This is a genomic window from Polynucleobacter sp. 35-46-11, from assembly GCF_002281105.1.
In genome coordinates this window covers 1-25,728 of the sequence record NZ_NCFJ01000012.1, presented here as the reverse complement: position 1 = coordinate 25,728, position 25,728 = coordinate 1, and the positions used below count along the sequence as shown (strand labels likewise).

General features: G+C 45.3%; 33 protein-coding genes. 19 read left to right on the top strand and 14 right to left on the bottom strand.

Features of this window, described 5'->3' with window-relative positions; genetic code table 11:
- Window positions 1-57: 57 nt before the first annotated feature.
- From B7Y67_RS02325 to B7Y67_RS02315, 3 genes are read left to right on the top strand one after another with little or no spacing between them, the layout of a single operon-like run.
- Entirely contained in the window at window positions 58-933 is an 876-nt protein-coding gene (locus B7Y67_RS02325; protein WP_293597160.1) for an MBL fold metallo-hydrolase, read from the top strand.
- Window positions 934-946: 13 nt separating this feature from the next.
- On the top strand, window positions 947-1,264 hold the full coding sequence (locus tag B7Y67_RS02320) for a metalloregulator ArsR/SmtB family transcription factor (RefSeq protein ID WP_293597157.1): 318 nt from the start codon (window positions 947-949) through the stop codon (window positions 1,262-1,264).
- A gap of 40 nt (window positions 1,265-1,304) precedes the next feature.
- Complete coding sequence (locus B7Y67_RS02315; protein ID WP_293597156.1) at window positions 1,305-1,517, top strand: DUF2892 domain-containing protein; 213 nt, start codon at window positions 1,305-1,307, stop codon at window positions 1,515-1,517.
- A gap of 65 nt (window positions 1,518-1,582) precedes the next feature.
- Here the strand turns inward: B7Y67_RS02315 and B7Y67_RS02310 are convergent, their stop codons facing one another.
- From B7Y67_RS02310 to B7Y67_RS02290, 5 genes are read right to left on the bottom strand one after another with little or no spacing between them, the layout of a single operon-like run.
- Window positions 1,583-2,005, bottom strand: a complete 423-nt coding sequence (locus B7Y67_RS02310; RefSeq protein ID WP_293597155.1) for a hypothetical protein — start codon at window positions 2,003-2,005, stop codon at window positions 1,583-1,585.
- On the bottom strand, window positions 2,002-2,829 hold the full coding sequence (locus B7Y67_RS02305) for an FAD:protein FMN transferase (RefSeq protein WP_293597154.1): 828 nt from the start codon (window positions 2,827-2,829) through the stop codon (window positions 2,002-2,004). The genes B7Y67_RS02310 and B7Y67_RS02305 overlap by 4 nt, the downstream gene beginning before the upstream one ends.
- Complete coding sequence (locus B7Y67_RS02300; protein WP_293597153.1) at window positions 2,826-3,380, bottom strand: FMN-binding protein; 555 nt, start codon at window positions 3,378-3,380, stop codon at window positions 2,826-2,828. Before B7Y67_RS02300 ends, B7Y67_RS02305 begins: the two co-directional genes overlap by 4 nt.
- Window positions 3,381-3,427: 47 nt before the next feature.
- Window positions 3,428-3,586 carry a hypothetical protein gene (locus tag B7Y67_RS02295; RefSeq protein ID WP_293597152.1) on the bottom strand — a complete coding sequence of 53 codons (159 nt, stop codon included), beginning with the start codon at window positions 3,584-3,586 and terminating at the stop codon, window positions 3,428-3,430.
- A 56-nt stretch (window positions 3,587-3,642) separates the two neighbouring features.
- Window positions 3,643-4,557: a DUF6662 family protein gene (locus tag B7Y67_RS02290; protein WP_293597151.1), complete on the bottom strand. Its 915-nt coding sequence runs from the start codon at window positions 4,555-4,557 to the stop codon at window positions 3,643-3,645.
- Window positions 4,558-4,703: 146 nt separating this feature from the next.
- On the opposite strand from B7Y67_RS02290, the gene B7Y67_RS02285 reads away from it, so the two are divergent.
- Window positions 4,704-4,943 carry a DUF3820 family protein gene (locus tag B7Y67_RS02285; protein WP_293597150.1) on the top strand — a complete coding sequence of 80 codons (240 nt, stop codon included), beginning with the start codon at window positions 4,704-4,706 and terminating at the stop codon, window positions 4,941-4,943.
- Window positions 4,944-4,950: 7 nt separating this feature from the next.
- On the opposite strand, the gene B7Y67_RS02280 is transcribed toward B7Y67_RS02285, so the two are convergent.
- The gene (locus tag B7Y67_RS02280; RefSeq protein ID WP_293597149.1) at window positions 4,951-5,970 is read right to left on the bottom strand and encodes a DNA/RNA non-specific endonuclease; all 1,020 of its coding nucleotides are present in this window, start codon (window positions 5,968-5,970) and stop codon (window positions 4,951-4,953) included.
- A 552-nt stretch (window positions 5,971-6,522) separates the two neighbouring features.
- On the opposite strand from B7Y67_RS02280, the gene B7Y67_RS02275 reads away from it, so the two are divergent.
- Window positions 6,523-7,473, top strand: coding sequence for a lytic transglycosylase domain-containing protein (locus B7Y67_RS02275; RefSeq protein WP_293597159.1), 951 nt, complete (start codon window positions 6,523-6,525; stop codon window positions 7,471-7,473).
- Between the two features lie 77 nt (window positions 7,474-7,550).
- Here B7Y67_RS02275 and B7Y67_RS02270 read toward each other — a convergent pair whose 3' ends face one another.
- On the bottom strand, window positions 7,551-7,898 hold the full coding sequence (locus B7Y67_RS02270) for an FKBP-type peptidyl-prolyl cis-trans isomerase (RefSeq protein WP_216136241.1): 348 nt from the start codon (window positions 7,896-7,898) through the stop codon (window positions 7,551-7,553).
- 75 nt (window positions 7,899-7,973) lie between these two features.
- Here B7Y67_RS02270 and B7Y67_RS02265 point away from each other — a divergent pair, with 75 nt between their 5' ends.
- Window positions 7,974-8,990, top strand: a complete 1,017-nt coding sequence (locus B7Y67_RS02265; RefSeq protein ID WP_293597148.1) for a DUF6352 family protein — start codon at window positions 7,974-7,976, stop codon at window positions 8,988-8,990.
- On the opposite strand, the gene B7Y67_RS02260 is transcribed toward B7Y67_RS02265, so the two are convergent.
- A complete protein-coding gene (locus B7Y67_RS02260) occupies window positions 8,987-10,189 on the bottom strand; it encodes an MFS transporter (RefSeq protein WP_293597147.1) in 1,203 nt (400 codons plus the stop codon). The two genes, B7Y67_RS02265 and B7Y67_RS02260, sit on opposite strands and share 4 nt — an antisense overlap.
- 251 nt (window positions 10,190-10,440) lie before the next feature.
- Between B7Y67_RS02260 and B7Y67_RS02255 the strand changes: the two genes are divergently transcribed.
- Window positions 10,441-12,678 (top strand): NADP-dependent isocitrate dehydrogenase, encoded by a 2,238-nt coding sequence (locus B7Y67_RS02255; protein WP_293597146.1) that lies wholly within the window; start codon window positions 10,441-10,443, stop codon window positions 12,676-12,678.
- 67 nt (window positions 12,679-12,745) lie between these two features.
- On the opposite strand, the gene B7Y67_RS02250 is transcribed toward B7Y67_RS02255, so the two are convergent.
- Window positions 12,746-13,393: an energy-coupling factor ABC transporter permease gene (locus tag B7Y67_RS02250; protein ID WP_293597145.1), complete on the bottom strand. Its 648-nt coding sequence runs from the start codon at window positions 13,391-13,393 to the stop codon at window positions 12,746-12,748.
- A gap of 165 nt (window positions 13,394-13,558) precedes the next feature.
- Here B7Y67_RS02250 and msrP point away from each other — a divergent pair, with 165 nt between their 5' ends.
- The 4 genes from msrP to B7Y67_RS02230 are packed head-to-tail and all read left to right on the top strand — an operon-like array spanning window position 13,559 to window position 16,659.
- A complete protein-coding gene (gene msrP, locus B7Y67_RS02245; RefSeq protein ID WP_293597144.1) occupies window positions 13,559-14,521 on the top strand; it encodes a protein-methionine-sulfoxide reductase catalytic subunit MsrP in 963 nt (320 codons plus the stop codon).
- A gap of 21 nt (window positions 14,522-14,542) precedes the next feature.
- Window positions 14,543-15,130 carry a sulfite oxidase heme-binding subunit YedZ gene (locus B7Y67_RS02240; protein ID WP_293597143.1) on the top strand — a complete coding sequence of 196 codons (588 nt, stop codon included), beginning with the start codon at window positions 14,543-14,545 and terminating at the stop codon, window positions 15,128-15,130.
- A gap of 13 nt (window positions 15,131-15,143) precedes the next feature.
- Window positions 15,144-15,719: a lipocalin family protein gene (locus B7Y67_RS02235; RefSeq protein ID WP_363926748.1), complete on the top strand. Its 576-nt coding sequence runs from the start codon at window positions 15,144-15,146 to the stop codon at window positions 15,717-15,719.
- Window position 15,720: 1 nt separating this feature from the next.
- Window positions 15,721-16,659 (top strand): MBL fold metallo-hydrolase, encoded by a 939-nt coding sequence (locus B7Y67_RS02230; RefSeq protein WP_293597142.1) that lies wholly within the window; start codon window positions 15,721-15,723, stop codon window positions 16,657-16,659.
- A gap of 8 nt (window positions 16,660-16,667) precedes the next feature.
- Here the strand turns inward: B7Y67_RS02230 and B7Y67_RS02225 are convergent, their stop codons facing one another.
- Window positions 16,668-17,501 (bottom strand): hypothetical protein, encoded by an 834-nt coding sequence (locus tag B7Y67_RS02225; protein ID WP_293597141.1) that lies wholly within the window; start codon window positions 17,499-17,501, stop codon window positions 16,668-16,670.
- A gap of 52 nt (window positions 17,502-17,553) precedes the next feature.
- Here B7Y67_RS02225 and B7Y67_RS02220 point away from each other — a divergent pair, with 52 nt between their 5' ends.
- Window positions 17,554-18,321: an SDR family oxidoreductase gene (locus tag B7Y67_RS02220; RefSeq protein WP_293597140.1), complete on the top strand. Its 768-nt coding sequence runs from the start codon at window positions 17,554-17,556 to the stop codon at window positions 18,319-18,321.
- Here B7Y67_RS02220 and B7Y67_RS02215 read toward each other — a convergent pair.
- Window positions 18,318-18,860, bottom strand: a complete 543-nt coding sequence (locus B7Y67_RS02215; protein ID WP_293597139.1) for a DUF2889 domain-containing protein — start codon at window positions 18,858-18,860, stop codon at window positions 18,318-18,320. The two genes, B7Y67_RS02220 and B7Y67_RS02215, sit on opposite strands and share 4 nt — an antisense overlap.
- 100 nt (window positions 18,861-18,960) lie before the next feature.
- Here B7Y67_RS02215 and B7Y67_RS02210 point away from each other — a divergent pair, with 100 nt between their 5' ends.
- Complete coding sequence (locus B7Y67_RS02210; RefSeq protein ID WP_293597138.1) at window positions 18,961-19,695, top strand: pseudouridine synthase; 735 nt, start codon at window positions 18,961-18,963, stop codon at window positions 19,693-19,695.
- Window positions 19,688-19,984 carry a 4a-hydroxytetrahydrobiopterin dehydratase gene (locus B7Y67_RS02205; RefSeq protein ID WP_293597137.1) on the top strand — a complete coding sequence of 99 codons (297 nt, stop codon included), beginning with the start codon at window positions 19,688-19,690 and terminating at the stop codon, window positions 19,982-19,984. Before B7Y67_RS02210 ends, B7Y67_RS02205 begins: the two co-directional genes overlap by 8 nt.
- 12 nt (window positions 19,985-19,996) lie before the next feature.
- On the opposite strand, the gene B7Y67_RS02200 is transcribed toward B7Y67_RS02205, so the two are convergent.
- Genes B7Y67_RS02200 through B7Y67_RS02190 form a run of 3 tightly spaced genes read right to left on the bottom strand, consistent with a single transcriptional unit; the run spans window position 19,997 to window position 21,343 of the window.
- Window positions 19,997-20,215, bottom strand: a complete 219-nt coding sequence (locus B7Y67_RS02200; RefSeq protein WP_015420558.1) for a hypothetical protein — start codon at window positions 20,213-20,215, stop codon at window positions 19,997-19,999.
- Window positions 20,216-20,273: 58 nt separating this feature from the next.
- A complete protein-coding gene (locus B7Y67_RS02195; protein WP_293597136.1) occupies window positions 20,274-20,816 on the bottom strand; it encodes an isochorismatase family protein in 543 nt (180 codons plus the stop codon).
- A complete protein-coding gene (locus tag B7Y67_RS02190; protein WP_293597135.1) occupies window positions 20,813-21,343 on the bottom strand; it encodes a GNAT family N-acetyltransferase in 531 nt (176 codons plus the stop codon). Before B7Y67_RS02190 ends, B7Y67_RS02195 begins: the two co-directional genes overlap by 4 nt.
- Window positions 21,344-21,414: 71 nt before the next feature.
- Here B7Y67_RS02190 and B7Y67_RS02185 point away from each other — a divergent pair, with 71 nt between their 5' ends.
- The 5 genes from B7Y67_RS02185 to B7Y67_RS02165 all read left to right on the top strand — a co-directional run bounded on the left by B7Y67_RS02185 (window position 21,415) and on the right by B7Y67_RS02165 (window position 25,539).
- Complete coding sequence (locus tag B7Y67_RS02185; protein WP_293597134.1) at window positions 21,415-22,785, top strand: APC family permease; 1,371 nt, start codon at window positions 21,415-21,417, stop codon at window positions 22,783-22,785.
- 63 nt (window positions 22,786-22,848) lie between these two features.
- Entirely contained in the window at window positions 22,849-23,622 is a 774-nt protein-coding gene (locus B7Y67_RS02180; RefSeq protein WP_293597133.1) for a sulfite exporter TauE/SafE family protein, read from the top strand.
- 19 nt (window positions 23,623-23,641) lie between these two features.
- Complete coding sequence (locus tag B7Y67_RS02175) at window positions 23,642-23,959, top strand: hypothetical protein (protein ID WP_293597132.1); 318 nt, start codon at window positions 23,642-23,644, stop codon at window positions 23,957-23,959.
- Between the two features lie 49 nt (window positions 23,960-24,008).
- Window positions 24,009-24,827, top strand: coding sequence for a peptidyl-prolyl cis-trans isomerase (locus B7Y67_RS02170; RefSeq protein WP_293597131.1), 819 nt, complete (start codon window positions 24,009-24,011; stop codon window positions 24,825-24,827).
- Window positions 24,828-24,972: 145 nt separating this feature from the next.
- Window positions 24,973-25,539: a phasin family protein gene (locus B7Y67_RS02165; protein WP_293597130.1), complete on the top strand. Its 567-nt coding sequence runs from the start codon at window positions 24,973-24,975 to the stop codon at window positions 25,537-25,539.
- Window positions 25,540-25,728: the final 189 nt, after the last annotated feature.

The window sequence follows — 25,728 nt, the reverse complement described above, 5'->3', positions numbered from 1 at the left end:
GTTCCAAAGCAGCTTTCCAGCTTGCAACGTCAGGAATATTTACGCACCCAAGGAAATATGTTGACTGCAAAGCACAATCCCCTGATTAAAGACTTTTTTGACCCAGAAACCTGGACCTACACCTATGTGGTTTATGAGGGTGAAGGCAGCCCTTGCGTCATTATTGATTCAGTAATGAACTATGACCCTAAATCGGGCAGAACCACCACCAAGTCTGCCGATGAGGTCATTGCCTTCGTTAAGGCCCACCAGCTCCAGGTAACTTGGATTTTGGAGACCCATGCCCATGCAGACCATTTAACGGCCGCCCCTTACTTGCAAAGCCACCTAGGTGGTAAGTTGGTGATTGGGGATCATATCAAGAATGTGCAGACAGTATTTAAAGGCGTCTTCAATCTAGATGACCGCTTTAAGGCAGATGGCACGCAATTTGACTATTTGCTAAAAGAGGGTGAGTCACTCGCTTTTGGCGATCTATCCTTAAAGGCGCTCTTTGTGCCAGGTCACACACCTGCCTGTATGGCTTATGAGATCGGTGATGCGATCTTTGTGGGTGATACCTTGTTTATGCCGGATGTGGGCACGGCCCGTTGCGATTTTCCGGGCGGTGATGCGAAGACGCTCTATCGTTCTATTCAAAAGATCTTGTCTTACCCAGGCCAGACTAAGCTGTATATGTGTCATGATTATCCACCAAATAATCGACCTGCAACTGGTATGAGCACTGTTGCCGATGAGAGGGCCAATAATATTCATGTGCATGATGGTGTCGCTGAGGAGCAGTTTGTGCAGATGCGTACCGCACGAGATAAAACCTTGGATATGCCAACATTAATATTGCCTTCTATTCAGGTCAATATACGAGCTGGCCATTTTCCTGAAGCGGATAGCAATGGGGTTGCTTATTTAAAAATTCCCTTGAATGCACTCTGATGGGGGAATGAAAATGAATATACCCATCTCTAAAGCAGAATTAAAGAAGATGCAGTCATCAGCTGACGATGCTTGCAAGTTGATGAAGGTCTTATCCAACCGGGATCGCATGATGCTCTTATGCGAAATCGGTCAAGCAGAAAAATGTGTTGGCGAGTTAGAAGCTGCGCTAGATTTGCATCAACCTACCCTTTCGCAGCAACTCACCGTATTGCGCAAGGAGAAACTGGTTAAAACGCGTAGAGAGGGTAAGCAGATTTACTATTCCCTTTCAAGCCAGGTTGCTGTATCGGTGATGAGTTTGCTCTACAAGCATTACTGCAAGAAGTAGTTGCGAAGAATCATTTAATCGTTTTTAAAGGGAGTTCAATATGAAATGTAACGTCGGTGGTATCGATCGTATTTTAAGAATCTCAGTAGGCATTGTGCTGGTTGCACTGGCCGCTAACGGTATCGTAGGTTGGTGGGGTTGGCTCGGACTAATCCCTATGGCTACAGGTATTTTTCGCTTCTGCCCTGCATATCCATTGTTGGGAGTTAATTCTTGTGGAACTGCATCTGAAAAAGATTCTTGCTGTAAGTAAGTCTTCTTTAGTTTGAATAAGGCGTATTGAGAAATAATACTCAATGCGCCTTATTTGTATTTCAGTCAGCCCATTTTTTGGGCATAAACTCCATGCAGTAAAAAGATTGCAAAGAAGGCAATGCCAGTCATCCAGTGAGTTGCGATAACGGGATCTCGAATTTCCTCAGGACCGTAGTACAGCAGGGCGCCTGAAGCCAATAGGGCACTTAAAAAAGCCAATTGGATTAAACCGCTCCACAACTTCCTTCTAGACTTTAAGCCCGCCTTCAGGTGAAATGGTAAGACTGAGCCCAGAGCTATTGTGGCTGTCATAGCAGCAATGCCGTGCCACGCCAATACCGAATGAGTACCCAATACAGCGCGCTCAATGTGAAATTCATGACCCAGTAAATAGGCTGTGCCAGTGAGTGAGCAACTCAACATGGCAATCAGTACAAAATTTCTTTGCCATGATGGCATCTTGCCAAGGCGACTCGTATTATTCATCGGGTGAGGGTGTTGGGGATTCTGATGGCTTGAGCAGAAAAATGACTCAAGCAGGGATGTTGCGTATTTCCGGAAATACTCACTACCTTGGTTAAGGCATCAGCGTAGACGCATTCAGCTGCGACTACTGAATAAGACTCTGAAAACTCAATATGTTCTTGCTTGAGCGGATTGACCATAAAACTTATTGAATTGGCATCACGTTTTGCAAAGTAGAGACCACTAGTGGCAATTGCACCCGCCCTCATGCTGCCAATCTGGATTAGCTCATTCGGCTTGGAGGGGTTTCTAATTTCAATATCTCGAGAATAGTTTCCAAAGACTCGCATATCTCCACCAGCATTGACTGATCCAGATTCGATGCCATTAGTAATCAAAGCCTCTACTGCCTTATCTACTGCATAGCCTTTGGCAATGCCCCCAAGATCAAGGCAGAGTGGGAGTTTGGACTGAACCAAGTTGGACTCAATAAATCGAAGATCTTCAATGCCTCCGAATGAGTGATTGTCTAAGTTGAGATGTCTTGGAAGTAGACCAGCCTCCACTAGCAGATGACCAATCCCACAGTTAAATATTCCTTGGGACTGAAAGTGAATGTCCTTCGCAATAGTCAGCACCGCAGCTGTCCAGGGGTGAATGGCAATCGGCTCCTGATAAGACCTAGTATTAATTTGAGTGAGCTCACTCTCTGGATCATGAAAGCCCATCAATGATTGAACCTGTTCAATGGCTATGAATGCCATCTCTATTGCATGGAGTGAATGCTCTCCATCTTCAGTTGAAATTTCAACAAAGGTACCCAAGAGTGGTTTGCAGCGAATCATTTTGCTTTAGGCGCTTGGGATTGGTTTTTGAGTGCAATGTCATACAGTACTGCAACACGTTTAACCCCATCAGTGAGATGCTTGCAAGAGAGTGTGGCGCCACCAATGTTCTGGATATCTTGATTGAGCTTAATGGGATCTGATGCCACCTTGCCAATAAATTGCTGACGCCACTGAGCTTCTGCTACTTCGTAGCCATAAGATTCAACGTATTCCAGAATCTCGATTCCAAGCACTGCTCCTGCTGGACTCAGTGCTACTGCATAAGTAATCATTTCATGCTTGCCAACCACCTCATCAACGATGAACCAACTTCCGTCTGCCGACTTCCAAACTCGATCGCCTTGAAAGGGGTGGCGAATGCTTGAAGCTGAGCGCATTTTGTCTTGCAGTTCATCTGTAATGATGATGGGATTTTTGATAAGTAATTTATTGGGTATCAGTATCTTTTGAGCCTGCTCAACGGATACATATATCTTGGCATGCGCAACTATTGGTAGTGTTACCACTGCTAGACCAATTATGAATAAGGGATTGGGTTTCCAGAACATGTTTTCAATGATTTTTTAAGTATGGGGGGTTAAACATTTGAAATGTATTAGCTGGCTAGTAGCGCATTCGCTTCGATGCAAAGATCATTTAACTCTGAATTGCTGTCGTTTAGCTGTGACAGGGCATCAAACATCATCAAAGCCCGCTCTCTTGCAGTGGCACAGTGGGTAGACTGAAACTGAATCAGATGTATCAGTGCTGCCATTAATAAATTTTGCTTTTCCATAATTACCTTTAAATTAAAAATAAGAGAAATCTTGTTTAGTTCAGTGGGAAGCCTACTTTGACGATAAATTCATTAACTGAGTGGCTATCCCAAACTCGGGCATTAGAGCATTCCGCTTCGCCGCCACCCATGCAGCTACCGCCTTTGAGTTGGTAACGCCAGGCGCCAGTGACCCACCAGTCTTTGGCGGCGTAGTGCATATTGGGACCAACAAAAGTTGCACGTTGGACTTGATTTCGTAAATTCAATTCTGAGTAGTCGTTATGGAAACGGGCTTCAACACCAGCAGACCATTTGGGTGCGAATCGATAGCTAGCACCTACGAGAAAGTCGAGCATTGATTCTGGTACGTTGCCATTCTCAATAAATTTCAAGCGTTCATTTGCCACAACTATGTTACCTGCCAAGACCAATCGATCATCTATAAAATTCGATTGCAAGAGCAGGCGCGCTTCAATTTCAGCTTTGTTTCTGCCCCAGGTCGGCTCTAAATAAAGACCAACACCAACTGGTGATGTCACTGGATTGCTTAGTCGATAAATGGCTTCTAAGGAGCCGCCCTCAATACCGCTTTTTCTGTAAGGAGTGGCAGGGTCGTGACTGGATGGCACACCATAACCGCCTGTACAGCTTGAGCTATCGCCGCAGGCTTCAGGGTTGGTGTAATTCTGATTTGCACTGGTGTAGTAGGAGTTGATGTAGCCGGCAATTTGTAAGTCATTGGTAAGGCCATATTCCAATTCGGTTCTAGCGGTCCAAGCATCGTAGGTACCAGCGGCTTGTTGTTTGTTGAGCTGTAGGCGCTGCTCAAATTCGAGCTTTCCTTTGGGTTGAAGATCAAGGGTGTAAATCCATCCAAATGCACCTTCACCCGCATTCGCGAATGAGAAGTGCAAGGCAGTGGCTAATAAGATGCTGAAGGCAACAAGTCTTTTGATGGTCATTTTCATAGTGAGGTGGGCTGGTGAATAAAAGTAAATGAGAATGATTCGCAATATACAGTAAATAAGAATAATTCTCAATTGAGAAAATGACCCTGTTTGTCTCAATGTTGAGATTTGACCTAGAGAATTTCTGAGCTTGTAAGATCAGGGCTATGGATTCAGAAGCCCTGGTGAAGCTGGTCACAATGAAAATGCCTTTTGGTAAGCATGCTGGGCGGGCGCTTGCAGACTTACCTGGTAACTATTTGGCGTGGTTTGCTCGTGAAGGATTTCCTAAAGGCGAGCTTGGTCAGTTGCTAGAGTTGATGCACACTCTGGATCACAATGGCTTGCGCGGATTATTGGCCCCTATTCAGCGGGCTCATGGAATTGCGCCCCGCACTCGCGAGTAGTAAATACTTACTTGGAGTGAACTATGGCTGTCACCCGATTACGTTCATAGCTCACATTAGGTGAATCTGGCGGACTACTTTGAGAAAGGGTGGCTTGCAATGTACTTTGCGCCCCAATCTCCTGAACCAACTTTTGAGCTAGCTCTACATTATGGTCATATTGAATCTGTACGCTGGCAACCTTGCCCGCTTTAATGTTCGAGATGATTGCCGCCACCTTCTCAGGTGAGTATTGATCAAAAAAGACGGGATACCAACCGCCTATTGCCTGCCTTGGCGCTGATGTACTCCTTGAAACTGGCTTACTGGTTGCACCGTCACTCAGCTCTGTAGGCAGATGAAAGTCGATGCCGGTCTTCTGAACAAGCTCAGCATAGGAGATCGGCGCACTCATTTGTGCGTCATCTGTGTTCTCAACCCAATAAGCCCAAGCCAATTTTTTATTGGGGTCGTAGACCAGCTTATACAGATGGCTCGGTATGATGACCTTGCTTTTACCAATGCTGCCTGCATTCCCAGTGGAGCCGGTGAATACATACACGTCGCCTTCCGCGCGCTTGATGTACATCCTGGTGGGTTCTTCAACTCGTTTTGCCCAGATGCCCTGATTGTTTTGTCTAGTTTGGGGCATCATGTTTGCTAAGGAGAATGACTGGGCCATCCCCCGCTCCCGTGTCATGTCACCTGCTGGAACGTTATGCCCGCGGTCGTATCCGCTGCCACGATAGTCTGCTAGAAGGGCGCGTTCATGCGCAGGGAGCCTAGCCTCCTCATAAAACTGATTGCTGCGTCGTGGGTGAGGCGCTTGTAGTTGCTCGCCATGAAGACGCTCAACGGTGTAGATCGGCTTCTTGTCAGAAGGGGAATAGTAGATTGCGAAATCATCAAAGCAAAGGTCTCTCCCTATCTGGGTGGTACTCGGCACTTGCTGGGCCGGGAATAGATCTTTGCACTGATCAAATAGAGCGGATGCACTCAGTGGCAGCCAAAGCGAGCTAAGTAGGAGGAGTTTGGCTAGGAATTTCATTGCATGTCAGTGTAATCAGTGCCCTCATCAGGGGGTAAAAGTTTTGCGCATATTGGGTGATTACCTTAGCTCTAGAGCTAGTATTTGTCGGGGTTTGAGAGTCTTTGATGTTATCGATTATTTCAACTACAAAGCATGAAGAACAATAGATGCTCAACTTGAGGTGATGATTCAAATTGCACTACCGGTAGAAAATTCAACATATCTAGATACTAGATGTACGGGTCAGGCAGCACTTTTGAAGTTCAAAAATAGTAAAAAAGTTGGATTTTGAGCCCTTTTTTATTATATGAAATAAGTCTTCACTAACTTCTTTAAGTTATTGAAATTAAACGATTAAATATCGAACTTGATGACTTTATTAGTGGTCATCCTTATTTCAAGACCTATAAGTTATGGAAATTGATTCCTTTATTCTTGACTTGATATAAGAACCTTCTTAGGATGACTCATGTTTTTTACTTATTGCATTGCAACATAAATCAGAACTTTGATTTTTGGGGTGCTGCAAGACTATGAATGATTAAATGTTTTTCTGCTAATTTGAGTGACATGCAATTGGTGCAGCCTGCAAAGGCTAACGCTAAAGAGTTGTTGGCTCACGCGCTATCTCCTGTATATCGGGTGATGAATGGGCTATTGATCGTAACCGTTTTCATGATCGTGGGACTCTGGCTTTCCGGAAATGGAACTCAAGCAGGTGCATTCGATTTAGCTCGCATCCTGGTTCCAGACGAAGCTCGCCATATGGTTTGGCAGAATGGTTTTGGAATACTCGATCAGTATCAGGAGGAGGCTCCTAAGGTGCTTGCTGATAAAGAAATTACGAATGTAATCTATGGCAAGGCATCAGCTATCCCTCACAGCGGGTTGACCAGTGCCAAACAGCAAACGGTGGCTCTCTTGATGCCCTCCGTAGCCCAGGCTCAGGTAAAACCAATCTCCCACTTAGCGGATCGCATTCCTACCTCAAAGATTGATCCTCAGGCCTTAGATTCCAAACTGATGGTATCTATTCAAAATCAACGCGCTGTTGCTGACTTCTTTGAGAAGAAGTACAAGTTAGATCGTGCCAAGATTGAGGAATATGTTTCGAACACAGTGTTGATTGCAAAAGAAGTCAATATTGATCCCGTCTTATTGCTTGCGGTGATTTCTGTGGAGTCAAACTTTAATCCAGTGATTAAAAGTCATGCGGGTGCTGAAGGCTTGATGCAGGTAATGACTGCTATTCATAAAGACAAATACGCTTTGTATGGTGGCGCTACTGATGCGGTTAAGCCTGAAGTCAATATTCGGGTAGGCGCCTATATCCTGAAGTATTTAATTGCAACTAGCGGCTCATTGCGCAATGGCTTGAAATACTATGTTGGTGCTGCAAACGCTGAGAATGATGGTGGCTATGCTGATAAGGTCATGGCTGAAAGAAATCGCTTGATTAGTTTGTGCCAGCCAGCAACGCAAAATAAATTCACACTGAACGGCAAAGATTTGCGTTCGTAAGATCGACTGTTTTTCTTCAAGACAAAATAAAGGCCACTCATTGAGTGGCCTTATTACTTGCAGATGCTGGTTGTGAATTAATTCACTCCGTGAAGCTCTACATCAAATACCAATGTTGCATTTGGGGGAATCACGCCGCCAGCACCACGAGGGCCATAACCCATCTCAGAAGGGATGATGAGGGTGCGCTTGCCGCCAATCTTCATGCCTTGCACGCCTTGATCCCAGCCTTTAATGACATGGCCAGCACCCAAAGGAAAGCTAAATAGTTGGCCACGGTCTAAAGAGCTATCAAACTTCTGGCCCTTATGATCAGGCGCCTTGTCATCAAACAACCATCCGGTGTAATGCACGTCTACATGATTGCCGGCAGTCGCTTCTTTGCCATCACCAACAACGGTATCTATTTTTTGGAGTTCGCTCATGTTTATCTTCCTCTTTGGCTGAAATTGAACGGCTAGTATATTCTGAGCATAATCTTTTTGTTCGAGCAAACTAACATGACAAACTTCTGGCCTCATTGTGCATATAAAACCCTGACGGTGGGGTCTGACAAGCAATTGCAAGTGACGGATGATTTTCTACGCACTTACTTATTGCGACCCGAATTAAACCTGGTTCCCGAATCCTGCGCTGCTGAGCGCGCCTTGCATCAGCGCTTAATCGATAACCCCCGAGCAGCCATTTCCGATGAAGAAATTGCCGGAATGGCAGATCCCGATATTCAGGTGAACTATCAAGTTTGGCTTAGGTATCGCGCTAAGTTATTGGCGGCCAGCTCTTTAGAAAACTTTTACATGAGCTTGTTTAAAGGTGATGGTGTTGACGTGCCGCCTTTATTTATCTCTCAGTTGGCGCAAATATTTATCCGTCATATCTTGGGTGAAGATTGCCATCCATTAGATGCTCGCATGGGTGAACTCTTCTTTCGCGTTCAGAAGATCACTGTGCTAGAGGATAGCGTGGTCATGGGTGCGGATGATGAGGTAGTCACTCGCAATGCGCAGGCAGGTGAGACTGGAAACATTCTCGATCTTCTGAAGAGTAAGTCGATGTCCATGCGCTCAATCGACTTAGATGTGCTGCATGAAGAAAATGCTGATCTGTATTGGGAGAAGAATGAAGATCATGATTTTGCAGTGCAGCTCAATTTTGGTCAGCCACCCATTAATCATTTTTGCCGTGTTCTCGAAAAATGGGTGCAACACTTTTTAGGTGCTCAAGTACGCATTACCCCCATGCAGCAAATCACTGACCCTAAGTGGTCTTGGCATGTCGGTTTGGATGCTGCTGCGACCGATATTTTGAATAAGCTTTACAACAAAGAGCCGGTAGATTCTGATGAACTTGAGAAGGTCATTTGCTTATTCCGCCTGGACTTTGTTGATGAGGCTGCAGTGACTCAATCGCAGGCTGGAAAGCCGGTGTACATGGGTATTGCGATGAATGATGAAGGGCAACTCAAACTGAAGCCGCAAAACTTGCTTTTCAATTTACCTTTAGCTAAAGCGTCCTAAGTCGCGGAGGAGGCGCTTGTCTTCTTGCGATTGGCGCTAAGCCAAATTAATGCAGCCGCTGTAACGGCAACGGGAAGCAGTGAACCGAGATTCAGGATATTCCAGCCCTGCGAAGTAATGAGGGCCCCAGAACCAAATGAAGTGAAGGCCATTGTGCCAAACACAAAGAAGTTAATGGCTGCTTGAGCTTTGTCACGTTCTTCTGGTCGATAAGCAGTCATTGCCAAAGAGGTCGATCCGGTAAATAAAAAGTTCCAGCCAACGCCTAATAAAAATAGTGCAATCAAGAATTGATGTAAGTCGACACCAGTCAGTGCGATTGCAATACACACGAGGTTGAGGATGACACCAACACCCATCATTTTGAGTGTGCCAAAGCGCTGAATGAGTGAGCCAGTAAAAAACCCGGGCGCGAACATGCCAATGACATGCCATTCCAACACCAGTGCTGTATCTGAAAAAGGGAGCCCACAAATTTGCATGGCGAGCGGCGTTGCTGCCATGAGCAGGTTCATGACGCCGTACCCCAAAGAAGCCCCAATCACCGCAACCATAAAGACGGGTTGTTGCAGAATCGTTTTGAGACTTCTGCCGGCGGAAAGTGAATGCTGCGTCTTAAACTCTTCTGGAAAATGGATGAACTGCATCACGATGATTCCAATAAAGCCGGCTATTGAAAGGGTAATGTAAGCCCCCAAGAATGCGGTATCAAAGAAATCCTTAGTCCAAGAGGCTAGGTTGGGCCCGATGACAGCGCCTAGGATGCCGCCAGCCAGCACCCAGGAGACCGCCTTATCCCTTTGACTGGCAACTGTCAGCTCAGCGGCTGCGAATCGATAGAGTTGCCCATTGGCGCTGTAATAGCCTGCAATAAAGGTGCCCAGCACTAGGAGCCAAAAATTTTTGGAAACGGCCGCATAGGCGCAAAGAAGGGCTGATAAGACTGCTACCAAGAGGCCCAATTGAAAAGAAATCTTCCGGCCAAAGTGATTTTGGGTTTTAGCCACAATCGAGGTGGAGAAGGCGCCACCAACAACATAGCCCATGACAGGCAGGGTAGCCATCCAGGCAACTGGACTTAGGCTTAGGCCAACTAGGCCATTAATGGCGATAAAGGTCACATTATTGGTTAAAAACAAGCCCTGACAGAGAATCAGCAGTGCGAGGTTTTTATTGAGCAGGGGGTGCTTGTTGGTCATGTACCGCAGTTTACGATGTATATGAGTGCAGCTTGAGCTCGGTGGATTCCCTTAAATTGAGTCACTTCGGCCAATTTGGTGCCTAAATCCCCTTAAATTACTGGGGTCGATGATTTAAAATAGATATCTCGGTCCAGTGCGTGAAATGACACCCAAGACAGCCAAAAGCGCCTGAAGTGTTGCGTGCGGAATGCGAGAGTGGTTCGGTATAAGACCGAGCCCTAATATTTATCCATATCGAGGAAACATTAATGGCTTCAGATAAATCAAAGATCATTTACACGCTAACAGATGAAGCGCCATTATTGGCGACCTGTGCATTTTTGCCAATCATTCGTACTTTTACAGCACCAGCTGGAGTACAGGTTGTAGAAAGCGACATTTCTGTTGCGGCACGTATCTTGTCAGAGTTCTCTGATTACTTAACTGCTGAACAAAAAGTTCCCGATAATTTGGCTGAACTAGGTAGCATGACTTTGTTGCCGGACACCAACATCATTAAGCTGCCGAATATCAGTGCTTCAGTTCCACAGTTGCTCGCCGCTATTAAAGAATTGCAATCTAAGGGCTACAAGCTCCCTGATTTTCCCGACGATCCTAAGGATGATGCTGAAAAATCGATTCGTACTCGTTACTCTAAGTGTTTGGGTAGCGCAGTAAACCCAGTATTGCGTGAAGGTAACTCTGATCGTCGCGCACCAAATGCTGTTAAGCGCTATGCCCGCAAGAATCCACACTCGATGGGCGAGTGGAGCCAGGCTTCCCGTACGCACGTATCTCATATGCATGGTGGCGACTTCTATGCAGGTGAGAAGTCAATGACTATGACTAAGGCATGTGATGTGAAGATGGATTTGGTAACAAAGAGTGGCAAGACGATTGTCCTCAAGCCAAAAGTCTCTTTGCTTGCTGGTGAAATTATTGACAGTATGTACATGAGCAAGAAAGCGCTCTGTGAGTTCTACGAAAAAGAAATTGAAGATGCTTACAAGACTGGCATGATGTTGTCCTTGCATGTGAAGGCAACCATGATGAAGGTGTCACACCCCATCGTGTTTGGTCATGCTGTCAAGATTTTCTACAAAGATGCATTTGAGAAGCATGGCAAGTTGTTTGAGGAATTAGGCGTAAATCCGAACAATGGTATGAGCAGCTTGTATGACAAGATCAAAACTTTGCCAGAATCCAAGCGCGAAGAAATCATCCAAGACTTGCATGCATGCCATGAGCATCGTCCAGCATTGGCGATGGTTGACTCTGCCAAAGGCATTACTAACCTGCATTCACCAAGCGATGTGATCGTTGATGCTTCTATGCCAGCGATGATTCGTGTTGGCGGCAAGATGTGGGGTGCGGATGGTCGCTTGCATGACACTAAGGCAGTTATTCCAGAAAGTACTTTCGCTCGCATCTATCAAGAGATGATTAACTTCTGTAAGACGCACGGTAATTTTGATCCAACTACGATGGGTACAGTGCCAAACGTGGGCTTGATGGCTCAGCAGGCAGAAGAGTACGGCTCACACGACAAGACTTTCGAGATCCCTGAGGCTGGTGTGGCGCGTATTGTTGCGGATGACGGCACAGTATTGCTTGAGCAGAATGTCGAAGAGGGTGATATCTGGCGTATGTGTCAGGTTAAAGATGCGCCGATCCGTGACTGGGTTAAGTTGGCAGTCAACCGCGCCCGTTTGTCACATACCCCAGCCGTGTTCTGGTTGGATGAGTATCGTCCGCATGAAGCCGAGTTGATCAAGAAGGTGCAAACCTATTTGAAAGATTACGACTTAACTGGTGTTGATATTCAGATCATGTCTCAGACTCGTGCAATGCGTTATACACTAGAGCGCATCATTCGCGGTAAAGATACGATTTCTGTGACCGGTAATATTTTGCGTGACTACCTCACTGACTTGTTCCCAATCATGGAACTTGGCACTAGCGCCAAGATGTTGTCTATCGTGCCTTTGATGGCAGGTGGCGGCCTCTTTGAAACTGGTGCAGGCGGTTCTGCTCCAAAGCACGTTCAACAATTGCTTGAAGAGAACCATTTGCGTTGGGATTCATTGGGCGAGTTCTTGGCCTTAGCTGTTTCTTTAGAAGATATCGGTGACAAGACCAATAATCAAAAAGTCAAGATTTTGGCTCGCACTCTGGATGAAGCTACTGGCACATTATTGGATAACAATAAGTCACCATCTCCGCGTACTGGCGAGTTGGATAACCGCGGTAGTCAGTTCTACTTGGCGATGTACTGGGCTCAAGCTCTAGCTACACAAACGGAAGATAAAGAATTGCAAGCCCACTTTGCTCCGATTGCAAAAGCTTTGACGGAGAACGAGCAAAAGATTGTTGCTGAGTTCAAGGCGGTGCAAGGTAAGCCAGCGGATATCGGTGGTTACTTTATGCCTGATCAAGCCAAGTTCAAGGCGGTGATGTGCCCAAGCACTACATTGAATGACATCTTGAAGGCAGCTGCAGTAGCTTAAAGTTAGCTAGCTTCGTAAAAAGGCAAACCAAACGGTTTGCCTTTTTTATTATGCCCAACTGAAATACTTAAGCATTCATATACAGATCTTCTTGATAGGTGCTGACCCATTGTGGTCTGTACACCAGAAGAATAGCTAGTAACATTCCAGAGAGTGAGCCCTCCATAAAGGAGAGGACAATCAAGCCTAAAAACCAGCCTAAAGGATCACTGCTTCCGAATGAGTTAATTTGAAAAATTTGCTGCAATCCATAAATCAGTAGACCAGTTGCAAAAGTGCTAATGAAGCCTGCAAGGTAGCCGTTACCTAAAATAAGCACAAAGAGATGCTTTGGTAAAAATCGATCCACTGCTCGAATGACTAGATAGGCAAAGATTGCTGGAATTACGCTCACCATGATGTAGTGACTAGTGGCCCCTACCAAATCTCCGCTGAAAGTAAAAATACCCACTAAAGCAACGATAAAGAGCAGGGTGATGGCACTCCAGAAGCCAAAAAGAGCTACCAGGAGAGAGGCGCCAAAAAAGTGGAAGGATAAATCAACGAAATTTTGAAGATTGCTATTGGGCATATGGGCGCGAATATTCCAAACAATGGCCAATAGGACGATGCAGGAAATAAAGAGGTTCCGCAGTCGAGGCTGTAAAAGTACACCGTCTCGACTTTTAAAGATGCCCAATAAGAAAATGGCGCATGCCAAGAAAATCCAAGCCATATTTATCTCTCAAGGGGCTAAAAGCGATATTTGACTGCTTAATGTAGCCTTTGGGTATCGGATTTAACCCTATTGCCTGGAGCGGAGTTCAGCAATAAATCCTCGGGCGTAGGAGAATGAGCCATATCCATTATGTAGTTTGACATCCATCAAAGAGATATTGAAATGTTTACAAATGATCCAAAGCGACTTTCTCAAGAAATTACTCCTAAGGCAGTCTTTGAGAATCGCCGCGAATTAATCAAGTCTGCAGCAGCAGGGGTATTTGGATGCGCCTTAGCCCCTTGGTTTGCTCGTGAAGCTTTAGCGGCAAATCCGCAGAAGTTGGTCGCCACTCCAAACCCTGCCTTTATGGCAAAAGATGAGCCCACTAGTTATAAGTACGTAACTACCTATAACAACTTTTATGAATTTGGAACCGATAAATCTGATCCAGCTGCTTATGCCCATACCCTCCAAACGCGGCCTTGGACGGTGAGCATTGAAGGCTTGGTAAAAAAGCCCGTCACTCTGGATATCGACGCATTATTAAAGTTAGCTCCGATGGAAGAGCGCATCTATCGTATGCGTTGTGTTGAGGGTTGGTCGATGGTGATTCCTTGGGATGGCTACTCTTTATCAAAGCTCTTAAATTATGTTCAGCCACTTGGTTCGGCAAAGTATGTGGAATTTATTTCCTTGGCAGATAAAAAGCAGATGCCGGGACTTAGCGATAATATTATTGACTGGCCTTACCGTGAAGGCTTGCGTTTAGATGAGGCAATGAACCCACTGACGCTGCTGACCTTTGGTCTGTATGGTGAAATGTTGCCTAAGCAAAATGGCGCCCCAGTGCGCATTGTGGTTCCTTGGAAGTATGGCTTTAAGAGCGCTAAGTCCATTATTAAAATTCGTGTGACAGAAGAGATGCCGAAAACCAGTTGGGGCAGGATTGCTCCTCGTGAATACGGTTTTTACTCCAATGTAAATCCTTTGGTAGATCATCCCCGCTGGAGTCAAGCTACGGAGCGCCATATTGGCGACTCTAAGGGAGTTTTTGCTCCCAAGATCAAAACAGAAATGTTTAATGGCTATGCCGATCAAGTAGCGAGTATGTATGCGGGAATGGATCTCAAGAAGCTTTACTGAGGGCGATAAAATAAAGCGTTCATGAAAATCATTATTTTTTTTCTAGCGCTTTTACCGCTGGATCGATTAATTTGGCTTGGCCTCACTGATGATTTAAGCGCCAATCCGATTGAATTCATTACGCGCTCAACGGGGACTTGGGCACTCGTTTTTTTGTGCCTAACCCTAGCGATGACACCACTTCGTCTACTGACCAATGCGACGATATGGATTCGGTATCGCAGAATGTTGGGCTTGTTTAGTTTCTTTTACGCATCTGTGCATTTTGTAATTTGGCTTTGGCTGGATCAGAATTTTGATCTAGTGGAAATGCTCAAGGATGTGCTGAAGCGTCCCTTCATCACGATGGGCTTTATCAGCCTTGTTATGCTGATTCCGCTAGCCTTGACCTCCACCCATTGGGCTCAAAGAAAATTGGGTCGTCTCTGGGCGCTATTACATCGACTGATTTATCTGATTGCTTGTACTGCGATCCTGCATTATTGGTGGCATAAAGCAGGAAAGAATGATCTAGATACCGTAACAATCTATGCAGTTGTTTTACTGTTGCTGTTATGTTGTAGGATTCCTTATATTCGTAAGCTTTTGGGCAAGCGATCCACCATCTAATGATATTTCGCTAATGACTCTGTTTTCTTATTCTCGCGCATCACTGATTTTCATATTGGGCTTATTGCTTATTGGTATTGGGTCTTCCCAAGTCATGGCGCAACAGGGCGATCAGAGCGTCAAGACTGTAGCCACCTTGGATGTCCCTCGCTACCTAGGAACTTGGTACGAGATTGCCAAGTTTCCGAACTGGTTTCAGAAAAAATGCGTTTCTAATACCAAGGCTGTCTATACGGCTAAGCCGGATGGCAATCTTCGAGTGCTCAACAGCTGCAAAACTGCTACGGGAGAGACTTCCGAAGCAGAAGGCTTGGCTCGCCAGATTGGCGTCAAAGATTCTCCCAAACTGGAAGTGCGTTTTCCCCCTGAGTGGCTTTCATTTTTACCAATGGTTTGGGGTGATTACTGGGTGATTGATTTGGATTCCCAATATCAGGTAGCCGCTGTGAGCGATCCCAGAAGGGAGTATCTATGGGTTTTATCAAGGACGCCTCAACTCGATCCTAAAGTCTATGCTGAATTATTGGCGCGCTTGAAGCAACAACAATTTGATATTCAAAAACTCGAACTTACTTCCCAGAAAAATTAAGGTGTCTGAAAAGCGTATTGGCAATTATTTGCTCCCGCCCGGAATTGAGATTTTCGAGCGTGGATGGTTATCGGCTAACAATGTTTTACTCTTCGACGAACAAGACGTTTCCTTAGTTGACACTGGGTACTGCGCTCATCAGCAGATGACTCTGGATTTAGTTTCTAATTCACTGAAACAGCATGGTTTAAAAACTCTTAATAAAGTAGTCAATACCCACCTGCATTCCGATCATTGTGGTGGCAATGCTGTTTTATCAGATGCATTTGATTGCGAGATCTGGATACCGCAAGCGGAGGCCATTGCTGTAGAGAGTTGGGATGAGCATTTACTCAGCTTTGAACAGTTGGGGCAAGAGTGCCCGCGCTTTATTTATCAGTCCCTCCTTATTCCTGGAAATGAAATTATCTTGGGCCCGTACCATTGGCAAATCCTTGCTGCACCAGGCCATGATAATCATTCCATCATGTTGTACCAAGAGCAGCATCAAATCTTGATCTCTGCCGATGCGCTTTGGGAGGAGGGCTTTGGGGTCATTTTTCCGGAGCTTTGGGGTGAGGGCGGTTTTGAGGAGGTCGCGCAGACACTAGAACTGATTGAGGGACTCTCAGTCGCCTTAGTTATTCCTGGACATGGAAAACCTTTTACAGATGTAAGGCAGTCGATTGAGACTGCAAAATCTCGCCTTGACTACCTCTCTAGCGATGCTGACCGTAATGCACGTCATGGCGCCAAAGTGCTCCTCAAGTACAAATTGTTGGAATGGCGTAGTCGGAAAATGATAGATGCCAATCAGTGGATTTTGAGTACGCCTGTATTGGAAAATATTCGCAAGCAGCTCAATATGAATGCTGAGGATTTTCAGGTTTGGTTGGTAGGGGCTTTGGTGAAATCGAAAGCTGCAATGATCGAGAAAGATCACTTAGTCAATCTTGACTAAAGTGTTGGTCAAAAATTAAACGACAACTTCCCATAAAAAGACCAGTCGTAAATTGGGTAGCTTTGTACTACCTGCTTGCTTGCACCTACTGCAAATAAGAAAGTTTTATTAAGGCGGTGAGTCACCATGGCATCAATCGGAACGAACCAACCACCACCTCCACCCGTGTTCCAAGAGATCCCATTCTCATCCCACAATCGAAGTTGGGTATTGGGAGAGAGATTAAATCCTAGCGTCGGGAAAATATTGAGATTGCGAACTAGGGGCGGTTGATTGGGATTATTGGCAAAAGAATTAGCCTTGGTATCAAAACCATACATGTATCGCAAGAGCGGTGAAAAGTCTGACAGTCGCGACTGATCCCCTGCTTTTGGGACATACACAGTACCTATCTGTGGGCCTGCTGCCCATTGCCCGTAATTGCCAAATGGGAAAACAACTCGTCCGCCTAGGGTGCCCTCCCAGTTTTTTAGAATATTAGAATGATTTCCCCAGACGGTTAGCATCGTATTGCCGGCGCTGTAAGTACCAGTCTGATGTTGCGGAAGTTCAGGTCCGTAAGTTGAAACGTAGGAGGTATCGAGTCGCATGGTTCCGCGCCACCGATCAAAGTGAAGGGGCTGGTAGTAACGCAACTTCAGGGTATCGGCCTGAGTTTGCCCCCCAAACGTATCGTGGTAACCCCACAATTCAAATACCCGCTGACTTGAATACTGATCGGATGCTTTCTCTAGGTTTAAAAAGCCCCCAGAGAACTTACTTTCATCAGCCATGGCCCTTCCCATTGATCCCAGCAGAATCAATGAAGTCAGGATGTAGGTGAAAATTCGCATCAATGTCATATACGCAGTAATATAAATGACTCAGTCAATTACAAAAAATAAGCAGAAAAATATGGAACATACAGTTTTAGTGACCGGAGCAACTGCCGGCTTTGGAGAGGCAACTGCTAGAAGATTTTTGGCAAACGGCCATAAAGTAATTGCTTTAGGTAGAAGGGTGGAGCGTCTAGAGGCTTTGAAGTCATCTCTTCCTATCGATCAGCAAAAAAGGCTACTGACCTTAGCTGTTGATGTTTGTGATAGCTCTATTGTGGATGGTCTCGCAGCTACTTTGCCGACTGAGTTTGCCAAGGTGACAGTGTTAGTCAATAACGCTGGATTAGCCTTGGGTTTGGAACCAGCACATCAAGCTTTTCTTACTGACTGGGATCAAATGATTGATACCAATATCAAGGGCTTGGTGCACATGACGCGCGCTTTCTTGCCGGGAATGGTAGAGCGTAAATGTGGTCACATTATTAACATTGGTTCGGTTGCCGGATCCTATGCTTACCCAGGTAGCAATGTATACGGCTCAACAAAAGCGTTTGTAAATCAGTTTAGCTTGAATTTACGCGCTGACTTGGCCGCAACTGCTCTACGTGTTACTTGTATAGAGCCAGGCTTAAGCTCAGGTACAGAGTATTCAAATGTGCGTTTCAAGGGTGACGATGCTAAAGCAGAAAAAGTCTATGAGGGTGTCCAGGCACTAAGCTCTGACGACATTGCTGAGACAATTTATTGGTCTGCGACATTGCCCAGCCATGTCAATATTAATGTCTTGGAAGTGATGCCCGTTCAACAATCCTTTTCTGGCACAGTGATACACCGCAATACTTAAAAAGCTGAAGCTTTCCATTTGTAAAACTTTGGATAAACGCGCATCACTACAGGCCCATCAAAGTCCCAAGATTTACAGGTTCCCAAATACAGCGGCGGTTTGTTGTCATCCGGATCGAATAGAGCGCCCGGAATGGATTGAAAGGCGGCGGTAGCAATATTGCTGAGAAGCTCTCGCAAGTGGGTGCAGCCTTTAATGCCTCCAAGATGCTCGTTGATAGTTTTGCGCCAACCTTTGCCAAGGCGCGCCCCAATTAGCACATCCATGGGTGGTATTACTTGCGGGCATTCTGGGTGAGGGTGGCTATCCATGGCCACCTCAATTGCTTGAATCACTAATTCAGTATTGACGGTGATACGAACCCACATATCGTGAAACGCTTGGCCTGGTTCCCAGGTTTTTCCACCGGTAGTAAAAGGGTGAAATTTGAAGTCCCGTAAGTGCGCTTCGATATCCCAGAGGCCATCTTCTCGAGCATACCCCTGAAAGGTAATTTCACGAGTATGAAGTGGATTTCTAGGTGCTGGGGTTGAGAGCATGGCGACAGTCAGTAAGAATCTAAGAAGCGGTATATGACAATAATAACGGCTTCATTTTGCTTCGCTCAATCTCCCGGATTTGTAGTATTCTTCGCAACATATGGCCAAACCGATCTCTCTTGAAAAAATATTATTCAGCCAAGGCTTTGGCACTAGGCGCTATTGCAGCGATTTAGTCTATGCCGACCTAGTCAAGGTCAATGGTGTTTTGGCCGAAGATCCAGAGGAACGCATTGCCACTGAGGGCTTGATGCTCAATGTGGAGGGGCAAGATTGGGAATTTCATGAAAAAGCCTATATAGCTTTCAATAAGCCCCCAAACTATGAGTGCTCCCACAAAACTACGCATCACCCCAGTGTCTACAGTTTGCTGCCCAAGCCTTTTGTAGAGAGAGGTCTGCAATGCGTCGGACGTTTAGATTTTGATACGACCGGCTTAATTTTGATCTCCGATGATGGGCAGTTTATTCACAAGATGACTACGCCAAAGAAAAATATTGGCAAGGTATATGAGATCACCACTCCTGAGTCCATTACGCAAAAGCAGATCGATCACTTGCTCAATGGCGTTGTGCTGGACGATGACCCGAAGCCCTGTTTTGCTTCGGCATGTCAGCAACTTGGTGAGAATATATTAGCAATGACTATTGTTGAAGGTCGCTACCATCAAGTGAAGCGAATGATGGCTGCCGTGGGCAATCATGTTGCCAAGCTTCATCGTACTGAAATCGGACAGTACATCATGCCTGTTGATTTAGCAGAAGGTGAGTGGCGCTGGCTTTATCCAGAAGATTTGCAGAAGTTATCTAAGAGTGTGGATGCCCATCTTGCCTAAACCTAAACTCATTGCAAATGATTTTGACTTTGCAAACCTATTGCCTGATTGGCGGTTAAATCTAGCTACTCAAGAGTTGGAGCGGACATTTGTATTTGAGGATTTCAAGAGTGCATTTCAATTCATGACCCTGTGCGCAAACTTTGCAGAAGAGTTAGATCATCACCCGGATTGGTCTAATTCTTGGAATAGGGTGTCTGTGCGTTTAAGCACCCATTCAATGAAGGCTTTGACTGAGCTTGATATCACCATGGCAAATGCCATGGATCAATTTGCCCTTCAAGTCTGAGTTTAATTCGTTTTACTGAGCTTCCTCATCATCTTCATCTTCTGAGGTAATACTCATGAGGATTGTTGCCAAGAGACCGTAGACCACCTCAGTGGCGATCATGCCATCTTCATCAAGCTCATCAATAAGGTCGTTCAAACAATCTTCTGTTGGCTCATTTAAGAGTGTCATGGCGCATTCGCACCCATAGTCAAAATCTTCGTCGTTTTGGGTTTGAGTGTCATTCGTCATAAGAATCCTTTAAGTGATGCTGCAGAATAGCAAATAAAGCCTCGCTCGCCCAGTTCTATTATTTCAGTAGCGCAAGAACTTCTTTGAAGACTGGATTTTTAGCAGTCTTCAGCCACTCAAACCCCAGCATCTCCCCTGTAATAAGCCGTGCCCCTGCAATTTGCAGTCGATCAAGTGCAATTTGCTTGTCGAGTTTGCGACGTGAACCAACCCCGTCCACCACGATCGAAACGTCGTAACCCTCATCTATTAATTTGAGAGCTGTTTGCATTAAGCACACATGCGTTTCGCATCCCATCAGAATGCATTGCTGACGATCGCTGGGAATGGATTGAATCAAGCCATTAGCGCAGGCATTGAAATGCTCTTTATGAATCGTTTCGCTGCAAAAAGTCTGAATAGACTCGATATTAGCCCCCAGACTTTTTGAACTTTGTTCCGTAGCAATAATCGGAATCTCCAGTAGTTGGGCAATTCGAGCGGTACGGATACATTGCTTGAGAACAGCCTCGCCTTGATCAATAGCTGGCATCAGACGCCCCTGTAAATCGATCAAGATGAGGATTGAACTTTCTGGCTGAATCGAGTTTGAATTTTTCACAGTAGGAGGCTCACGGTTTTGAAGTCAGGGTCATCATCTAGGCTAGTGATCTGAAAGCCCAGATCAAAGACTAGATGGAGCATTTTCGAATTCTTACTCAAGACGTACCCGACCATTTCTTGTATTCCATTTTCTTTGGCATGTTCTATGAGGTCAAGCATCAAATGTGTCCCCACGCCATGCGCAGTATGACTATCACTCACGCTGAGAGAAAACTCACTAATATTCTGCTTGGGCGGAGTCACGTACCGAGCAATTCCGATAACCTCCTCAGCGCCAGACAGGTTTGACATAACGGCAAGCAAAGCCATTTCTTTCTTGTAGTCTAGATGCAAGATGTCTTCCAGAAAGTCGTCTGGAAGTTTGGAGATGGCATGGGCAAATCGGAGATAGCGACTTTCGGGTGAGAGCTGATTGAATAGCTCAATAATTCGCTCTCGATCATTGGCCTGGATTGGGCGGATGGTATAAGCTTGCCCATTACCTAAGGGGTATACCTTTTTTGGATACTTTGCCGATAGATTCATGGATATTCACTCAATATAGCCTGATGGTTTAGGATACCTCCATTACCTACTTGTATAAAGCATCGCGTCATATGTCTGAGAGTCCAGAATTAGCAAAAAATACGCTCGGTGGTTTTGAATCTTTTGTTATGGGTATTGCAGGGACCGCGCCTGCTTTTAGTGTGGCGGTGACCACGGCAACAATTGTGTCTACAGTTGGGGTTTTGTCGGTTGGTAGCGTTCTTTACTGCGGCCTCATCATGTTCGGCATTACTTTGGCCTTTATTCACCTGAGCAAAATCACGCCGAATGCTGGGGCTGCATATGCTTGGGTGGGCCATGTATTTGGACCAATTTGGGGATATTTTGCAGGCTGGGGGCTTCTCATTGCCTCGGTATTTTTTATGGTTTCAGCAACCATTCCTGCGGCCACCTCAACTCTTCTTTTATTTGCCCCAGCCTACACTGAAAACACGGAAGCAGTGGCAGGGGTTGCGGCTCTCTGGCTGACGCTGATTACTGCTGTTGTTACTCGTGGAATTAAGCATTCAAGTTATGTGCAAATCACATTTACTATTTTTGAAACCGCTATATTGCTTGCGCTCATTATTGGAGGTTTTGTGCGTTACTGGGATGTGCCAGCACACCCGCCTTCAGTTATTTGGTTCTCACCATTCTCATTCTCGCCTCAGCTATTTGCCACGGGAGCGTTAACCGCCATCTTCTTTTTCTGGGGGTGGGATGTCACGATGAACTTGAGTGAGGAGAGTAAATCTAGCGCCAAGCAGATCTCCGGTGCTGCAAGCACGGGCGCATTTTGGTCTGTATTGAACATGATGCTATTTTTTACAATCATGATCGTCGTTATATTAATTGTGCTTACTGATGCAGAAATTGCGAATGCGGATACTAATATCTTATTTGCTGTGGCTACTAAACTTTTTCCAGAGCCTTGGAACTATCTTGCAGTCTTTTGCACCATCTTAAGTACGGTAGGAACTATTGAGACGCAAATCCTGCAATTTAGTCGTAGCCTGTTTTCGATGTCGCGCGATGGGATGCTGCATTCTAGGTATGCCAGCATTCATCCAGAATGGCAGACGCCTTGGGCTGCAACGGTAGTAATTTGGGCTCTGGGCATGTTATTGCTCTTTACTTCTTCGTACATGCCTTCGGTGAAAGCTATTCTATCCAGCTCAATTTTGGCGATTGGATTTCAGATTTGTTTTTATATGAGTCTGGCCGGGTTTGCCTGTGCTTGGCACTATCGTTACAAGATGCGTGTTGGTGTTGGTAGCGCCTTTGGATATGTTCTATGGCCATTGATGTCAGCCTTATTTATGGTCTTTATTGCTCTTTATAGTATTCCCACCTTTGATTTGTTAACCAATCTCCTTGGCTTGGGTGGCCTACTGATCGGTTTTATCCCGTTAATATTTAATCGCAGACTTCAGCAGCGTTGATAGTGCGATGGGGGTTTAGCTCTAAAATGAGGCTCCATTTATCCCGAATTTGATAAGCCCTTCATGATTTCTTTGGTTCAGGCTTTTAGTGACCACTCTTTCGCCTTTTTTGTGTTGGCGTCCATAAGCGTCGTTGTTGTTGGCATTTCCAAAAGTGGATTTGGCGCCGGCTTGGGAGTGCTTTCATTGCCGTTGATGGCAAGTCAGTCGAGCATCCATGAAGCCTTGGCTATCTTATTACCACTCTTAATTGCAATTGATTTGGTGGGTTTAAGGCGGTTCTTGAAAAACGCTGATTGGCGAATACTAAGGTTAGTTTTATTACCCGCCGCATGTGGAATGCTACTGGGTTACCTCTTCTTCTCTGTCATTACCCCTAAAATTCTTTCTCTTTCGATCGGTATTTTTACCTCACTATTTTTAATTCAAAGCTTGGTGATATCGCGCTTCGATCTAAAGGAAGCTAAACCATTTCCATGGCTTGGAAGGTTAATGGGGGGTGTGTCTGGCTTCACCTCTTTTGTTGCACATATAGGAGGCCCCCCAATCACCATTTACATGTTGAGAGAGAAGGTTTCTCCAATAATATATACCTCTACATTAGGTATATTTTTTGCAGTGATGAATTTTGGCAAGCTAGTGCCTTATGCCTATCTTGATTTGCTGAACTTCGATCAGTTAGCCACATCAATTCTTTTATTGCCCTTGGTGCCCGTGGGCGTGTACTTGGGATTTTATTTTGCCGGGAAGATTTCGGCAAAGTGGTATTACATCATCGTCCAATTTTTTCTATTGGTTGCGAGTATTAAATTAATTACGGATGGTTTGCTTGCCTAAGTAAAGCTATGAAAGACTGATGAATATTACTACTAGACTTAAAGCAATTGTTATTTTCGGAATAACTCTTGGCTTTGCATTTCCAATGACTGTAATTGCGCAGACATTCTCGCCCTATACTTCCGAGCAAATTCAGGAGTTCAATAATCAACCGATTGCGCCCATGGAAACTCCTGCAGGACCGGTTTACTTAGAGCGGCCGCCTGTAAGTCAGAAGCCGAATGCGCCTTTTGATTCTCGCTATATCAAAAATCCTGATGGCGAGGAGCAGGCCGAAGCGCAGGGCTCTGAATCAGCCGCACCCTTTAAACCAATTCCTGCAACCTTCGCCTTTTAGTGACTGCTAACTGTTAATATTGCTTCTACATTTTAGAAAAGAGTTATTCATGAAATCCCATACCATTCGTTTTCTTGCTAGTGCCTTGCTGGCAATCGGCTTTGCAGGCTCTTCATATGCTCAGGATGCACTCCCAGTCAATGCCGCCGCTTCTGTTAATGGTGTCATCATTTCGAATGATGCTGTTGAGCAAGGCATTCAGGCAGCATTGTCTCAAGGTCAAAAGGATTCTCCAGAGCTTCGCAAAGCAGTTTTAGGAAAAATGATTGAAATTGCTCTCTTATCGCAGCAAGCAGATAAAGATGGGCTTGCAAATTCTGATCGGGCTAATAGTCAGCTAGCTCTGATTCGCCAAAATTATTTAGCAGATCTTGAGTTGTCTACTTATATGTCAAAAAATCCAGTGAGCGATGCGGATGTCCAGGCCGAGTACAACCGTGAAATTACTTCTTTGGGATCGCAGGGCATGATTGTGGAATACAAAGTAAGTGATATTGCCGTTGCCACTGAGGCTGATGCACAAGCCGCTCTAGCCAGAATCAAAAAAGATGAGTCTTTCGATAAAGTGGCTAAGAGTGTTTCGCTCGCGCCAAATAAGGTTCAGGGCGGTGCTGTAGGTTGGGTGCAAGCTGGGCAGACTCTACCGCAGATCGCTAGCGTATTGGTCACTCTATCTAAGGGCCAGGTTTCTCCGGCGCCGATTCAGATGCCCCAGGGCTGGTATTTAATTAAATTGGAAGATAAAAAATCTGGCAAGCCTCCAACATATGAGCAGGCTAAGGCAGCCATTCGTAATGGCTTGATGCAGAAGAAGCAGTTTGAGTTCTTATCCCAATTGCGCCAGGGCGCCAATATCGTCGTACGCTAAGTCAATCTAGGCTAGGTTGAGATCAAAAAAGGGCGCCTGAGGGCGCTCTTTTGCATTCCTGCTCGCCTCTAGTGGTATTTCTCTATCTCAATAGCCTGCATTCAGGAGTAGATTGAAAAATCACTGATTAAATAAGGGGGCGCAAATGAGCAGTAATCCATTTGATTTAGGTGCAATGGCAAATCAAGCTAAGGGTATGAAGGCTGCACAAGCAGCAGGCCAAGCTGCCCTGACTAGTGCCCAAGAGATCGCCCAGCTAAACCAGCGAGCTGCTCAAGAGCTTTCTTCGCGGTTGCAGGCTAAAGTAGCAGAGCTCATGAAAACGCAAGACCCTAAAGCGGCGTTTGATTATGTGCATGCTGAAGTGTTGCAAGATGCCGCAAAAGAGGTTGCCGAGTATCAAGCGCAACTTTTTCAAGCTTTAGCAAGTGGCAACAAGGAGTTAGCAAAAATTGCAGAAGCCATGATTAAAGAATCGCAGCATGATTTAATTCATTTTGTGAATGAAGCTACGCAAAACGCTCCAGCTGGAACTGAGCCTTACACCTCTGTATTTAAAGCTTCCTTCAACAATGCGTTGCAGAATTTTGAGTTGATACGTGCTGCAATGGCAGACTCATTTGTGAGCTTTGAGAAGAACGTTGAAAATATGAGCCGGTTTTCTGGTACCCAAAAATCTACAAACTCAGAATCAAGAAAAAAATCTAAATAGGCATGTCTTGGTTGGGAGCCTTTGGTTTACGGGTTCCTTGCAAGGGTCCTATCCTCTAATGATGGCCTCTACTAGGGGATGTTGAATTTTCTTGTCTGGGCGAATGGCATAAAAATATTCGTAGATATCCTCGCATTTACCAATCATTTCAATGTGATAAGTTTCTTGTAAATCTTTCTTGATGCTTTC